The sequence below is a fragment of the Trujillonella humicola genome (assembly GCF_046233715.1).
Taxonomy (GTDB): Bacteria; Actinomycetota; Actinomycetes; order Mycobacteriales; family Geodermatophilaceae; genus Trujillonella; species Trujillonella humicola.
Map to the genome: position 1 here is coordinate 83,639 of NZ_JBJNRJ010000001.1, position 13,738 is coordinate 97,376.

9 protein-coding genes, 1 tRNA gene and 2 pseudogenes are annotated in these 13,738 nt (G+C 74.2%); 4 read left to right on the forward strand and 8 right to left on the reverse strand.

Annotation, left to right across the window (positions count from 1 at the left end; genetic code table 11):
* Positions 1-61: 61 nt before the first annotated feature.
* The gene (locus ACK586_RS00435) at positions 62-937 is read right to left on the reverse strand and encodes a putative protein N(5)-glutamine methyltransferase (RefSeq protein ID WP_409328489.1); all 876 of its coding nucleotides are present in this window, start codon (positions 935-937) and stop codon (positions 62-64) included.
* Between the two features lie 49 nt (positions 938-986).
* On the opposite strand from ACK586_RS00435, the gene ACK586_RS00440 reads away from it, so the two are divergent.
* The gene (locus ACK586_RS00440; protein ID WP_409328490.1) at positions 987-1,634 is read left to right on the forward strand and encodes a class I SAM-dependent methyltransferase; all 648 of its coding nucleotides are present in this window, start codon (positions 987-989) and stop codon (positions 1,632-1,634) included.
* A gap of 56 nt (positions 1,635-1,690) precedes the next feature.
* Here the strand turns inward: ACK586_RS00440 and ACK586_RS00445 are convergent.
* From ACK586_RS00445 to ACK586_RS00460, 4 genes and pseudogenes are all read right to left on the reverse strand, one after another.
* Positions 1,691-1,764 (reverse strand) — tRNA-Gly (locus ACK586_RS00445).
* Between the two features lie 80 nt (positions 1,765-1,844).
* Positions 1,845-2,255 (reverse strand): ATP-binding protein, encoded by a 411-nt coding sequence (locus tag ACK586_RS00450; protein WP_409328652.1) that lies wholly within the window; start codon positions 2,253-2,255, stop codon positions 1,845-1,847.
* 114 nt (positions 2,256-2,369) lie between these two features.
* Positions 2,370-2,714 (reverse strand): annotated as a pseudogene (locus ACK586_RS00455) (response regulator transcription factor); the annotation flags it as partial.
* A gap of 141 nt (positions 2,715-2,855) precedes the next feature.
* Positions 2,856-4,433 (reverse strand): annotated as a pseudogene (locus ACK586_RS00460) (sensor histidine kinase); the annotation flags it as partial.
* A 358-nt stretch (positions 4,434-4,791) separates the two neighbouring features.
* Between ACK586_RS00460 and dcd the strand changes: the two are divergent.
* Positions 4,792-5,382 (forward strand): dCTP deaminase, encoded by a 591-nt coding sequence (gene dcd / locus ACK586_RS00465; protein WP_409328491.1) that lies wholly within the window; start codon positions 4,792-4,794, stop codon positions 5,380-5,382.
* On the opposite strand, the gene ACK586_RS00470 is transcribed toward dcd, so the two are convergent.
* The 3 genes from ACK586_RS00470 to ACK586_RS00480 all read right to left on the reverse strand — a co-directional run bounded on the left by ACK586_RS00470 (position 5,348) and on the right by ACK586_RS00480 (position 10,696).
* The gene (locus ACK586_RS00470; protein WP_409328492.1) at positions 5,348-6,667 is read right to left on the reverse strand and encodes an MFS transporter; all 1,320 of its coding nucleotides are present in this window, start codon (positions 6,665-6,667) and stop codon (positions 5,348-5,350) included. The two genes, dcd and ACK586_RS00470, sit on opposite strands and share 35 nt — an antisense overlap.
* A 145-nt stretch (positions 6,668-6,812) precedes the next feature.
* Positions 6,813-9,110 (reverse strand): heterodisulfide reductase-related iron-sulfur binding cluster, encoded by a 2,298-nt coding sequence (locus tag ACK586_RS00475; protein WP_409328493.1) that lies wholly within the window; start codon positions 9,108-9,110, stop codon positions 6,813-6,815.
* A gap of 584 nt (positions 9,111-9,694) precedes the next feature.
* Complete coding sequence (locus ACK586_RS00480) at positions 9,695-10,696, reverse strand: type IV toxin-antitoxin system AbiEi family antitoxin domain-containing protein (RefSeq protein ID WP_409328494.1); 1,002 nt, start codon at positions 10,694-10,696, stop codon at positions 9,695-9,697.
* Between the two features lie 421 nt (positions 10,697-11,117).
* Here ACK586_RS00480 and dnaK point away from each other — a divergent pair, with 421 nt between their 5' ends.
* Positions 11,118-12,986 carry a molecular chaperone DnaK gene (dnaK, locus tag ACK586_RS00485; RefSeq protein ID WP_409328495.1) on the forward strand — a complete coding sequence of 623 codons (1,869 nt, stop codon included), beginning with the start codon at positions 11,118-11,120 and terminating at the stop codon, positions 12,984-12,986.
* On the forward strand, positions 12,983-13,684 hold the full coding sequence (grpE, locus tag ACK586_RS00490) for a nucleotide exchange factor GrpE (RefSeq protein WP_409328496.1): 702 nt from the start codon (positions 12,983-12,985) through the stop codon (positions 13,682-13,684). The genes dnaK and grpE overlap by 4 nt, the downstream gene beginning before the upstream one ends.
* The last annotated feature ends 54 nt before the right edge of the window (positions 13,685-13,738 follow it).

Below are 13,738 nucleotides of genomic sequence, written 5' to 3' on the forward strand. Positions count from 1 at the left end.
TCGTGACCGGACCGCGACCCTCGGTACAGGGACCAAGGGCCTGGGCTGACCTGCGGGTTCCTCAGGACGTCGGTGTTCCGGAACGCGTCCGATCGGGTCGCTCACCCACCGTCATGACGCCGACGACCGCGGTGGCGTCGCGTTCGGGATCGGTGTGCACCGTTGCCCGCAGGCCGGCCGCGCGCACCGCCCCTGCCGTCCCCTCGGCCTGCGCGGCGCTCGTCTCCAGCAGCAGGACGCCGCCCGGTGCGAGCCAGTCCGGGGCGCCCGTGGCCACGCGGCGGTGCAGCGCCAGGCCGTCGGGTCCGCCGTCGAGCGCCGTCCGTGGCTCGTGCAGCCGCGCCTCGGGCGGCATGAGCGCGATCGCGCCCGTCGGCACGTAGGGCGCGTTCACGACGAGCACGTCGACCCGGCCGCGCAGCCCGCCGGGGAGGGCCCGGAAGAGGTCGCCGCGGTGGGCCCGGCCGTGCCAGGGCGCCAGGGTCCGGGCCGCGCACCGGACGGCGACGGGGTCCAGGTCGGCGGCGTGCACCTCGACCGGACCGGGCGCGCGGGCGGCCAGCGCGGCGCCGAGGGCGCCGGTGCCGCAGCACAGGTCGACCACGACGCCCGGTCGGGGCATCGCGCCCAGCGCCAGCTCGACCAGCAGGACGCTGCGCTGCCGGGGCACGAACACCCCCGGCGCCACGGGGATCCGCAGGCCGTCGAAGGCCGCCCAGCCGACGACCTGCTCGAGCGGCTCGCCCGCCATGCGTCGGGCCAGCAGGGCCGCCAGCGCCGCGGGGCCGGCGGCGGTGCTCCGCAGGACGGCGGCCTCCTCCTCGGCGAACACGCACCCGGCCGCCCGCAGCGCCTCGACGAGACCTGCACCCTCGTCGCCACCGGCCGCGAGTGCCGACGGGTGTGCAGCTCGCGCGCGGTCCGGCCCGGGGGTCACCCGCGCAGTCTCGCCGACGCCCGGGCGCTGCGGCCGGGAGACTCGGCGTGTGCATCCCGGTCCCGACCCCCGCCCCGACTTCCCGGCCGGCTTCTTCTCCCGGGCCGACGAGACCCCCGACGGCCTCTTCTACCGGCCGCAGCGGCTGGTCACGCACATCGACGACCGGGCGATCGCGGCGGTCGGCGACCTGTACGCCGAGCTGGGCATCGACGGCGACGCCGGCCGGCCGGTGCGCGTGCTGGACCTGATGTCGTCGTGGGTCTCGCACTTCCGCACGCCACCGGCCGAGCTCGTCGTCCTCGGGATGAACGCCGCGGAGCTGGCCGCCAACCCGGCCGCCACGGCGCGGGTCGTCCACGACCTGAACGCCGACCCGCGGCTGCCGCTGCCCGACGCCGACGTGGACGCCGTCGTCTGCTGCGTGTCGGTCGACTACCTGATCCGCCCGGTCGAGGTGCTCGCCGACGTGGCCCGCGTCCTGCGCCCCGGTGGCGTGCTGGCGGTGACCTTCTCCAACCGGTGCTTCCCGACCAAGGCGGTGCGCGGCTGGCTGCTCACGCCGGAGGGCGAGCGGGGGGCGCTGGTGGCCGAGCTCGTGCGGCGGGCCGGCGGCTTCGGCGAGCCGGCCGTCGCGCTGCGGACGCCGCCCGGGTTCGGCGACCCGCTGTGGGCGGTCACCGCCGTCCGCTCCTGATGGGCCCCGAAACGAGGGACGCCGGGCGCGATCGGCGGATCGGGCCCGGCGTGCGGTGGAGCGGGTGACGAGAATCGAACTCGCACTGTCAGCTTGGGAAGCTGATGTTCTACCATTGAACTACACCCGCGAGCGGCCTCGGGCCGCGGTTCCCAGCCTAGCAAGTGCCCGGCCGCGGGCGGGCACCGGTCCACGCGGACGCCGGGTTGCTCACCGGCGCGCGGCCCGGATCACCACCGTCGTCCCCTCGGCGCTCGGGGTCGCCGTCACCTCCGCGAAGGCGCTCATCAGCATCGAGCCGCGGCCGCGGTCCATGCTCGGGACGCGCTCGCGCCACTGACCGAAGTCGCGCACCCGGACCACGACGTCCGCCGCGCCGATCTCCACGGCGATCTCGACGAGCGGCTCGACCGGCTCCTGGGCGTGCTCGACGGCGTTGGTCGCGGCCTCGCAGGTGGCCAGCAGCAGGTCGTAGGACAGCTCCTCGTCCACACCGCACTCGGCGAACAGCAGCCGCAGCCGGCGGCGCAGCGCCGGGACGGACGCGGCGCTGGAGGGGAAGCGCCAGCGCTCGCGGCGCACACCCCGCGCCGGGGGAGCGGGCGGCCGCTGCGCCGTCACCTGCCGGGCGACGGGGTCCCGCGGGCGCGGCGGGGAGGCCGGTGCGGGGACCGTGTCGACCGGCGGTGCGGGGTGGTGCTCCCCGGCCGGGTCGGTGTGCGGGGCTCCGGAGGCGCGGTCGAGGACCGCCCGGACGCGGGCGACGAGCTCCGCGGACTCGAACGGCTTGGGCAGGTAGTCGTCGGCGCCGGCCTCCAGCCCCTCGACCGCGGCCTCCTGCCCGGCCCGGGCGGTGAGCACCACGACGGGCAGCCCGCGGGTGGCCGGCTCGGCCCGCAGCGCGCGGAGCAGTTCGAAGCCGTCGACCACGGGCATCATCACGTCGGTCAGCACGAGGTCGGGCGGCTCGCGGCGGATCTGCTCCAGGGCGTCGCGGCCGTCGACCGCCGAGCGGACGGCGTGGTGCGGGGCGAGCAGCCGCGTCAGGTAGGCGCGCATGTCGGCGTTGTCGTCGACCACGAGGACCGTCGTCCGGCCCTCGCCGGCCGGTTCCGCCGCCGCCGGCGGAACCTCGTCGACCCAGGGCGCCAGGGTCCCGGCCGCCTCCGAGGGCCCTGCGTGGTCCGGCGGATCGGCGTCGGGCTCGCCGTAGGGGAGCGTGACGGTGAAGGTGCTGCCGAGGCCGGGCTCGCTGCGCACGCCCACCTCGCCGCCGTGCAGCCCGACGAGCTCGGCGACCAGGGCCAGCCCCAGGCCGGTCCCCTCCCGGGTGCGTGCCCGGCTGTCGGTGCCCCGGTGGAAGCGCTCGAAGACGTGCGGGAGCTCCTCGGCGGGGATCCCCACGCCGGTGTCGGCGACCCGGAGGACCAGCCGGCCCTCGTCGTCCCGCAGCGTCACGTCGATGCCGCCGACGAAGGTGTACTTGACCGCGTTGCTGACCAGGTTGAGGACGATCTTCTCCCACATCCGCGGGTCCACGGCGGCCGTCCGCGGCAGCGGCGGGCAGTCCACGGTCAGCCGCAGCCCGGCCCGCTCCGCGGCGGCCCGGAGCACGCCGGCGAGCTCGGCGGTCAGGGCGGCGAGGTCGGTCGCGACGCGGACGGCGCCGGCGCGACCGGCCTCGATGCCGGCGAACTCGAGCAGGTCGTCGACGAGCCGGCGCAGCCGCCGGCCGTTGCGCAGCGACATCGCCAGGCGGTCCCGGACGTCGCCGGGCAACCGGTCGCCGCTGTCGGCCAGGACGTCGGCGAGCGGCCCGAGCAGCAGGGTCACCGGTGTGCGCAGCTCGTGGCTGACGTCGGAGAAGAACGCCGTCTTCGCGCGGTCGAGCTCGGCCAGTTCCTCGGCGCGCGACCGCTCGGCGGCGTACGCGCGGGCGTTGACCACCGCACCGGCCACCTGCCCGGCGAGTAGCTCGTGGAACGACCGGTACTCGTCGTCCAGCGCCCGGTTGGGGTTCACGCCGGCCAGCAGGGCGCCGACGGGCGCGCTCCCGTCGCTGCCGGTCAGCGGGAGCACGACGCCCTCGGTCACCGGATCGCCGAACGGTCCCCCGTGCGCACCGAGGTCGGCCACCGTCAGGGCGGTGAGCGAGGAGAGCGAGGTGGTGGCGGGCAGCCGGGCCTCGTCGCAACCGCACGCGGCCACCAGCTCGAGGTCGCCACCTCCGGGCGGGGCCAGCCACACGGCGGCGACCGGCACGTCCCCGGGGGCCTCGCCGATCGCCGCGCACATGCCGCGCACGACGGCGGCGTCGTCGTCCAGCCTGCCGCCCGAGGCGGCGACCCGGCGGAGCAGCTCCTGCCGCCGCTCGGCGAGCACCTGCCGGGTGACCTCGGTGCACACCGCGTGCATCCCCGCCACCTCGCCGTCGTCGCCGAAGGCAGGGGCGTGGGAGACGGTGAAGTACGTCTCCTCCCGGTACCCGGCACGCTCGATGGGGAGCAGCAGTTGCGGGATCCAGGTCGGTTTCCCGGTCGTGACCGCGTGCTCGACCGGCCCCTGCAGCTGCGCCCAGTTCTCGGCCTGGGTCACCCGCAGGTCACCGCCGATGGCCCCGGGGTGCTTGGCGCCGATCAGCTCGGCGTACGCGCCGTTGTAGATCTGGGTGTACTCCGCTCCCCAGGTGAGGATCATGGGGAAGCGCGACGTGAGCACGGTGCGGACGGCGAAACGCAGGCTCGCCGGCCATGTCGACACCGGGCCGATCGGACTGCGGGACCAGTCGTGCGCGGCCATGAGCCGGCCGATCTCGCCGCCTCCGGAGAAGAGGTCGGTGCCCGTGGGGGCGGCTCCGTCCTCCGTGCCCACGCTCACCTCCGCACACGCTCGGGGAAGGCGCCGGCGACCGGCGCACCGAGGGCGCGCCCCTGCCGGTCATGGGCCCTGGGGAGGGCCGCCCCGTGACGCCCAGACGCTACAGGCGGGGGCCGGGAGCCGTCGGCCCGACCGCACGGTCCACCCGACGGGGGGACGCACGCGACTCGGCGGCGCATCTCGCAGGGACCCGATGGCCTCCGAGCGCAGCCGTCCGGCCGTCCGGGCAGGCGATCGAGGACCCCGGTCCCTGCTCGCGGCCGCTCCCTAGACTCCGGCCATGCTGCTGTCCGACCGCGACATCACCGGCGCGATCGCGGAGGGGCGTCTGGGCATCGAGCCCTACGACGCCGCTCTCGTGCAACCGTCGAGCATCGACGTCCGGCTGGACCGGTTCTTCCGCGTGTTCAACAACGCCCGCTACACGCACATCGACCCTGCGCAGCAGCAGGACGACCTGACCACCCTGGTGGAGCCCGAGGGCGACGAGCCGTTCGTGCTGCACCCCGGCGAGTTCGTGCTCGGGTCGACGCTCGAGGTCGTCTCGATCCCCGACGACCTGGCGGCCCGCCTCGAGGGCAAGAGCTCGCTCGGGCGGCTGGGGCTGCTCACGCACTCCACGGCCGGGTTCGTGGACCCGGGCTTCTCCGGCCACATCACGCTGGAGCTGTCCAACGTGGCCAACCTGCCCATCACCCTGTGGCCGGGGATGAAGATCGGTCAGCTGTGCCTGTTCCGGCTGACCAGCGCGGCCGAGCACCCCTACGGGTCGGCCGTGTACGGCTCGCGCTACCAGGACCAGCGCGGGCCGACGCCGTCCCGGTCCTTCCGCAACTTCACCCGCGCGGAGACCCGCCGCCCGGCTCCCTGACGACGACGGGCGGCTCCGCGCCCGCCGTCCGCACCACGTCGTCCTCCCGCCGGGGCATCCAGCCGGGGACCTCGTCGTCGACGTAGCGCTGCCGGGTGACCAGCCAGCCGGTCGCCGTCAGCCCGGCGACGCCGGCGAGGACGACGACGAACATGCCGGTGTAGCCGCCGGTGCTGCCGCGCAGGACGCCGACCAGCAGCGGTCCGGCGCCCGCGAGCACGTATCCCCAGCCCTGGGTGACCGTGGACAGCGCGGCCGTGGTCTCGGGCGTCCGGGCGCGCAGCCCGATCAGGGTCAGGACCATGGCGAAGGTCCCCAGGCCGAGCGCCAGCAGGCACATCCACAACCACGGCGCCGCGGTCGGTGCCGCCCACAGGCCCACCCACCCGGCGACGTAGCAGGCCATGAAGGCCAGCAGCATCGGCCGCTGCAGGTGGGGACGCACGGTCAGCGCCGGCACCACCGCGTTCACCGGGACGACGACGGCGGTGTTGAGGGCGAGCAGCAGGCCGGCCGTGGCCGCGGACAGCCCCGAGTCGCGCAGGTACTGCGCCGACCAGCCGACGACGACGTAGGCCTGCGTGGCCTGCAGGCCGAAGAAGACCGCGAGCGCGATGGCGAGGGGGCTGCGGGCCAGCGAGCGCATCCGCACGACGGCGTGCGTGCCGCGGGAGGCCCCCGGCCGGACGGGGACCGCCAGCCACGGCAGCGCGGCGAGCACGGCGAGCAGCGCCCAGACGCCGAGCGCCCACCGCCAGCCGTCGGTCCCACCGGCTGCGGCGATCGGTGCGGCGGCCACCGAGGCGACCGCGCCGCCCACGGCCATGGCGGCGCTGTAGGCGCCGACGAGCAGGCCGGTGCGGGTGGGGAAGTACCGCTTGACCAGGCTGGGCAGCAGGACGTTGCCGAGGGCGCCACCGACCATGGCCAGGACGGTTCCGGCCAGGAAGAGCGCGAAGGAGCCGGCCAGCGCGCGGACGACCAGACCGGCGGCCATCGTCAGCAGCGCGCCGGCGAGCACGTGCCCGTCGCGGTAGCGGGCCGCCAGCGGCGGTCCGGCGAAGCCGATGGCCGCGAAGCAGAGCACCGGCATCGTCGTGATGAGGCCGGCCGCGCCGCTGGAGATGCCGAGACCGCGCTCGAGCTCCTCGAGCACCGGCCCGACGCTGTTCACCGCGGTCCGCAGGTTGAGCGCCGTGAGCACGATCGCCGTCCCCACGAGCCACAGCCCCCGGCGGGTGGCGGCCGGCCCTGCGGTGGTGGCGCGGTCGGCGGTGCGGGTCACCGGTCGATGGTCCTCCGCCCTCGGCCGGCGCGTGCCACCGGGTCCTTCGCCGCGCTAAGGAGTGCCGGTCCCGGACGTGCGACGGCGCGTGCCCCCGGAGAGGGGGCACGCGCCGTCGTCATCGCCCCCTGGGAGGGGTCCTTCCTCAGGCTTGCGGGCCGTGCTCCGTCGCGGCCGAGCCGGTGCCGGCCACGTCGTCGGCCTTGGTGCCGACGTCCGCGCCGGACTCGGTGCCCGGGGCGCCGGCCGGAGCCATGGAGCGGAGCAGGATCTGGCTGACGTCGAGGACCTCGACGTGCTCGCCCGCCTCGCCGTTCTGCTTCTTGGACGTGAGGGCGTCCGACAGCATGGTGATGCAGAACGGGCAGGCCGTGGAGATGACGTCCGGATCGAGGCCGAGGGCCTCCTCGGTGCGCTCCACGTTGATCCGCTTGCCGATCTTCTCCTCCATCCACATGCGGGCGCCTCCGGCGCCGCAGCAGAAGCCGCGGTCCTTGCAGCGGTGCATCTCCTGGGTGGCCAGGCCCTGGACGGAGTCGAGGATCTCCCGGGGCGGGGTGTAGACCTTGTTGTGCCGGCCCAGGAAGCACGGGTCGTGGTAGGTGATCTTCCGGTCCACCGGGGTGACCGGCGTGAGCCGGCCCTCCTCGATCAGCTGGCTGAGCAGCTGGGTGTGGTGCACGACCTCGTACTCGCCGCCCACCTGCGGGTACTCGCGGCCCAGCGAGTTGAAGCAGTGCGGGCAGGTCGTGACGATCTTGCGCATGCCGGGGACGCGGCCCTCGAACACGCCGTTGAGCGACTCCACGTTCTCCTGGGCCAGCATCTGGAACAGGAACTCGTTGCCCATGCGCCGGGCCGGGTCGCCCGAGCAGGTCTCACCCTCACCCATGACGGCGAACCGGACGCCGGCGGTGTGCAGCAGCTCGGCGACGGCCTTGGTGACCTTCTTGGCGCGGTCGTCGATGGCGCCGGCGCAGCCGACCCAGAAGAGGTACTCGACGTCGTAGTCGAGCGGGCCGTCGGCGACCTCGACCTCGAAGTCCATCTCCTTGATCCACTCGTTGCGGGTGCTCGGGCTGACGCCCCAGGGGTTCCCGCGGTTCTCCAGGTTGCGCATCATCACGCCGGCCTCGGAGGGGAAGCTGGACTCGATGAGCACCTGGTAGCGGCGCATGTCCTCGATGTGGTCGATGTGCTCGATGTCGACCGGGCACTGCTCGACGCAGGCGCCGCAGTTGGTGCAGCTCCACAGGACGTCGGGGTCGATGACCCCGCCCTCCTCGAGGGTGCCGACCAGCGGGCGGTGGGCCTGGGCGTCGTTCGTGCCCTCGATGCGCGCGTACCCCGACGCCCAGACCTGCTCGTCGCTGGGCTTGAGGACGTCGTAGTCCGGGGCGGTCTCGGCGGCGGTCTTCTCGCCGAGCAGGTACGGGGCCTTCGCGTAGAGGTGGTCCCGCAGGTCCATGATCACCATCTTGGGCGACAGGGGCTTGCCGGTGTTCCACGCCGGGCACTGGCTCTGGCACCGACCGCACTCCGTGCAGGTGGTGAAGTCGAGCATGCCCTTCCAGGTGAAGTCCTCGACCTTGCCGCGGCCGAAGACGTCGTCCTCGCCGGGGTCCTCGAAGTCGATCGGCTTGCCGTTGGAGGTCATCGGCAGCAGCGGACCGAGGGCCGGGGCGCCGGTGTCGCCGTCCCGCTTGAAGTAGATGTTGAAGAACGCGCTGAACCGGTGCCAGGCCACGCCCATGTTCAGGATCCGGCTGATGACCACGAGCCAGGTCAGCGACACCACGATCTTGATGAAGGCGACGATCGACAGCAGCGTGGGGCTGTCGGGGAGAACGGTCGCCAGCGCGCCCGAGATCGGGTGCGACCAGCCGGGGGCGTCGGTGAGGTCGGAGGAGATCTTGAGGGCGCGGATCAGCAGGATGCAGACGCCGACGGTGAGGACGATCCCCTCGACGAAGTAGCCGCGGCCCTCGTTCGACCCGGCGAAGCGGCTGCTGCGGCCCTGGCGGCGCGGGTGGTCGCGCTGGCGCCGGTAGATGAGGTAGAGGATCCCGAGGATCGTGCCCGCACCGATGAGGTCGGCGAACAGGTTCCAGATGCCCCACTCGCCGATGATCGGCAGGTGCCAGGCCGGGTTCCAGACCTCGCCGAACGCCTCGACCAGGGTGAGGAACAGGCCGTAGAACCCGAGGAAGACGAACCAGTGGGCGACACCGATGGCCGACCACTTGAGCATGCGGGTGTGGCCGAGCGACTCGACCACGAGGGTCTTCAGCCGCGGGCCGACCGGGCCGGAGCGGGTGCTGTCCGGCTGGCCGGTCCTGATGATCCGGACCATCGCCCGCACCGCCCGGTAGGCGAGCACGGACGCGACGATCAGGAACAGGACGCTGATCGTCCCCATGACGATCTGCAGCGGGCCTGTCATAGAGTGCTTCCCTCCCGGACGCCCGGCGGCGTCGGACGATCTCCGGTCCACCGGACGACGCCGAGGAAGGCCTCGCCGCCGCCCATCGGCCGTGTCCGGCCGGCGGCGGACCGCCACGGGCACCGCTGCCCGCACGCCTGCGCACGATAACGGCGCGCGCTCACGTTACTCGCCGGTAACCCCGATCGCCGCGCGGAGCGGAGGCCGGGGGGTGACGCCTCTCACCTGTCCGGCCGATGGTCGTCGCCGCGGTCGCTCCCCGCCACCCGGACCGCGGCCCGCGCCGCCGTCCCCCGCACCGCCGTCCGCCGCGCCGCCGTCCCCCGCACCGCGGTCCCCCGCACCGCCGTCCCTCGCACCGCCGTCCGCCGCACCGCCGTCCGCCATGGGGGAGCGCGCGGCGGCACTGCCGCGGTGCCGACTCGACGACCGTGCTGCGGCGCGGCGGTCGGGTCCGTCCGGCGGCACCGCCGCCGCACGGCGCCGGGCAGAGGCGCCGGTCAGAGGCGCCGGTCAGAGGCGCCGGTCAGAGGCGCCGCCCCCGTCGTGCAGCAGCAGCGCCGGCTCCGAGCGGGCAGGTCCGGTCATCGGCGGTAGCGGAGCCGGTCCTGCGGCCGAGGCGTCACGGTGAAGCGCCGGAGGGCCGGGCCGGGGCGGGAGGTCAGGTCGAGCAGCCGGGCCTCCGTCCGGGGCCAGCGCGAGTACAGGTCCGTGTCGGTGATCCGGACGACGCCGATGTCGAGCGACCGGAGGAGGTCCTCCCGCTCCTTCTCCTCCCAGAGCACCTGTGCCGGGGTCCGTCCCCGCCACGGCTCGGTGTACTTCACCTTCCCGTCGAACTCGACGGCGACCGCGGCGTCGTCGAACCAGGCGTCCACCACGGCCACGAGGCAGCCGTCGCTGCGGATCTCCACCTGCAGCTCGGGGTGCGGCAGACCCGCGCCGACGATGCGCAGCCGTCCCCGCGTCTCGAGCGGGGACTCCGCCCGTCCGACCGCGAGTGCTGCGGCGCGGCGCGCGCGCGGCCCGCCCGGCCATCGGGCTGCGGCCGACACCGCGGCATCGAGCTCGGATCCGGAAAGGGTCCGCAGGAGGAGGGCCGCGTCCATCGCGACGACGGCGTCGTCGAGACCGCCGTCGCGGGCGCAGTCGGCGAGCGTCCGGGCCGGGCTGGTGAGACGGAACGGCCCGCGGGTGCGGACCTCGTCGTCCGTCAGGGGTCCGCAGGTGACGCGGAACCCGCGACCGGTCCGCGTGTGCGTCGGGTCGGTCAGCCGGACCAGCGGATCGGCGTCCCGCCGGACCGGAAGACCCCACAGGCGGCACGCGGTGAGGTGGCTCAGCGCCGCAGTCGGCCGGTCGAGGGCGGCCAGGACGGCCACCGCGTCCAGCTCGTGGCGCCGGTCGGAGGTCTCCGCGGACGCCAACTCGTCGGCACCGACGTAGACCCCGCGGCGCAGTCGCGCCCACGCGCCCGAGGAGCACAGGCGCCGGACCTCGGCGTGGTCGTAGCCGGCCGCCCGGACGTCGGCGGCGGTGAAGACGCCGAGCCGGCGCTCGGCGGCGGCGCGGAGTGTGGGGTGCATGCGCGTCAGCGTCGGGGTGCGAGGCGCCCGGCGGACCGCTCGCGCTGCGGTTGTGGATCCGCCGCCGCCCGGTGGACGACCGGGTTCCGTGCGGGGTCGGCGAGCCGCTGCCGCGGTGTCGTCGCCGGTGCCGCGCTGCGGGGCGGCACCGGCCGCCGTCCGGCGGCACTGCCGCGGTGCAGCACTCCCGGGGGATCGACGGGTGGCGGACGGCGGACGGCGGGACGGTGGCGGGCGGGGTCGGGACGGTGGCGGGCGGACGGCGGGACGGTGGCGGGCGGGGTCGGGAACACGACGGGTCGACGTGCCGTTAGGGTGGGCAGGAAAGTTGAGCGGACCCGACGCAAGATGGTGTGCGGCGTCCCTCGACTGCCCCCGGAACGGCACCACCCACCCGCAGCACGGAAGAGAGGCCAGCTCCATGGCTCGAGCGGTCGGTATCGACCTCGGCACCACCAACTCCGTCGTCACCGTCCTCGAGGGCGGCGAGCCGACGGTCATCGCCAACTCCGAGGGCTCGCGGACCACGCCCTCGGTCGTGGCCTTCGCCAAGAACGGCGAGGTCCTGGTGGGCCAGTCGGCGAAGAACCAGGCGGTCACCAACGTCGACCGCACCATCCGCAGCGTCAAGCGCGAGATGGGCACGACCTGGAAGTCCGCCGACATCGACGGCAAGCAGTACACCCCGCAGGAGATCAGCGCCCGCGTCCTGCAGAAGCTCAAGCGGGACGCCGAGACCTACCTCGGCGAGCCGGTGACCGACGCCGTCATCACCGTGCCCGCCTACTTCGAGGACGCGCAGCGCCAGGCCACCAAGGAGGCCGGTGAGATCGCGGGCCTCAACGTCCTGCGCATCGTCAACGAGCCGACCGCCGCCGCGCTGGCCTACGGGCTCGACAAGGGCGAGACCGAGCAGACGATCCTCGTCTTCGACCTCGGTGGCGGCACCTTCGACGTCTCGCTGCTCGAGATCGGCGAGGGCGTCATCGAGGTGAAGGCCACCGCGGGTGACAACCACCTCGGCGGCGACGACTGGGACGAGCGCGTCGTCAAGCACCTGGTGCAGACGTTCAATGCCCAGAACGGCATCGACCTGTCCAAGGACAAGCTGGCCATGCAGCGGCTCCGCGAGGCCGCCGAGAAGGCCAAGATCGAGCTGTCGGGCGCCCAGTCCAGCAACGTCAACCTGCCCTACATCACCGCCGGGGCCGACGGCCCGCTGCACCTGGACGTCACGATCACCCGGGCGGAGTTCCAGCGGCTGACCCAGGACCTCCTCGACCGCGCCCGCGCGCCGTTCAACCAGGCGATCCGCGACGCCGGCATCTCCGTCGGCCAGATCGACCACGTCGTCCTGGTGGGTGGCTCGACCCGCATGCCCGCCGTCTCCGAGCTCGTCAAGGAGCTGACCGGCGGCAAGGAGCCCAACAAGGGCGTCAACCCCGACGAGGTCGTCGCCATCGGTGCCGCCCTGCAGGCCGGCGTCCTCAGGGGCGAGGTCAAGGACGTCCTGCTGCTCGACGTCACCCCGCTGTCCCTGGGCATCGAGACCAAGGGCGGGATCATGACCAAGCTCATCGAGCGCAACACCACGATCCCGACCAAGCGCTCCGAGATCTTCACGACGGCCGACGACAACCAGCCCTCCGTGCAGATCCAGGTCTTCCAGGGCGAGCGCGAGATGGCCATGTACAACAAGAAGCTCGGCATGTTCGAGCTGACCGGTCTGCCGCCGGCGCCCCGTGGTGTCCCGCAGATCGAGGTGGCCTTCGACATCGACGCCAACGGCATCGTGCACGTGTCGGCCAAGGACCTGGGCACGGGCAAGGAGCAGTCGATGACCATCACCGGCGGCTCGGCCCTCCCCAAGGAGGACATCGAGCGGATGATGCGCGACGCCGAGTCCCACGCCGAGGAGGACAAGCGCCGCCGCGAGGAGGCCGAGACGCGCAACCTGGCCGAGTCCCTGCAGTACCAGACCGAGAAGTTCCTGGCCGAGAACGGGGACAAGATCCCGGCCGACAAGAAGGAGGAGCTCGGCGAGGCGCTGACCGAGCTGCGCTCGGCCCTCGGCGGCTCGGACATCGCGGCGATCAAGGCGGCGCAGGAGAAGGTCGCCCGCATCTCGCAGGAGGTCGGCGGGGCGCTGTACGCGCAGCAGGCCGAGGCCGGCGCGGCCGGTGCCGGTGCCGGAGCCCCCGGCCCGGAGGCCGAGGCGCCGGGCGCGTCGTCGGGTGACGACGACGTCGTGGACGCCGAGATCGTCGACGAGGACGACACCCGCCGATGACCACGGGGGACGAGCAGCCGCGGGTCGTGATCCGTGACAAGCGGCGGATCGACCCCACCAGCGGCGCGGTGCGGGAGCCGGCCGGCGCGCAGCCGGCCGGCTCCCCGCCGGGCGGGCCCACCGCATCCACCAGACGTGCAGCAGGGGAGCAGATGAGCGAGAACGAGACGGCGGCCGCCCCGCCGGAGGAGCAGCAGGCGAGCGGGGGCGCGGACGGTGACCTCGCCCGTCAGCTCGCCGAGCGGACGGAGGACCTGCAGCGGGTCACCGCGGAGTACGCCAACTACCGGCGGCGCGTCGACCGCGACCGCACGCTGGTGGTCGACCAGGCTGCGGAGCGGTTCGCCGGCGGGCTGTTCCCGATCGTCGACGACATCGAGCGGGCGCGTGACCACGGCGACCTGACCGGCGCGTTCAAGGTGGTCGCCGACCGGGTCCTCGGGGTCCTCGACGGCCTGGGGGTCGAGGCGTTCGGGAAGAGCGGCGACCCGTTCGACCCGGCCCTGCACGAGGCCGTCATGCACGACACCTCCGCGCAGGTGGAGGTGCCGACCGCGACCACGGTGCTGCGGCAGGGGTTCCGCCGCGGCGACCGGGTGCTGCGCACCGCGATGGTGGCGGTCACCGAGCCCGAGCACCCGGCGCCCGCGGCCGAGCAGGCCGACGAGTCCGCGGCGGGCTCGCCGGCGTCGGACTGAGCGCGAGAGGGAACGGCATGGACGCGCCGAAGGTGTCCGGTTCCCCCACCGGAG

Bases quoted from the DNA above. Each gene is read 5' to 3' on its own strand.
- grpE (WP_409328496.1), top strand. From the start codon at position 12,983: ATGACCACGGGGGACGAGCAGCCGCGGGTCGTGATCCGTGACAAGCGG.
- ACK586_RS00475 (WP_409328493.1), bottom strand. From the start codon at position 9,110: ATGACAGGCCCGCTGCAGATCGTCATGGGGACGATCAGCGTCCTGTTC.
- ACK586_RS00480 (WP_409328494.1), bottom strand. From the start codon at position 10,696: ATGCACCCCACACTCCGCGCCGCCGCCGAGCGCCGGCTCGGCGTCTTC.
- dcd (WP_409328491.1), top strand. From the start codon at position 4,792: ATGCTGCTGTCCGACCGCGACATCACCGGCGCGATCGCGGAGGGGCGT.
- dnaK (WP_409328495.1), top strand. From the start codon at position 11,118: ATGGCTCGAGCGGTCGGTATCGACCTCGGCACCACCAACTCCGTCGTC.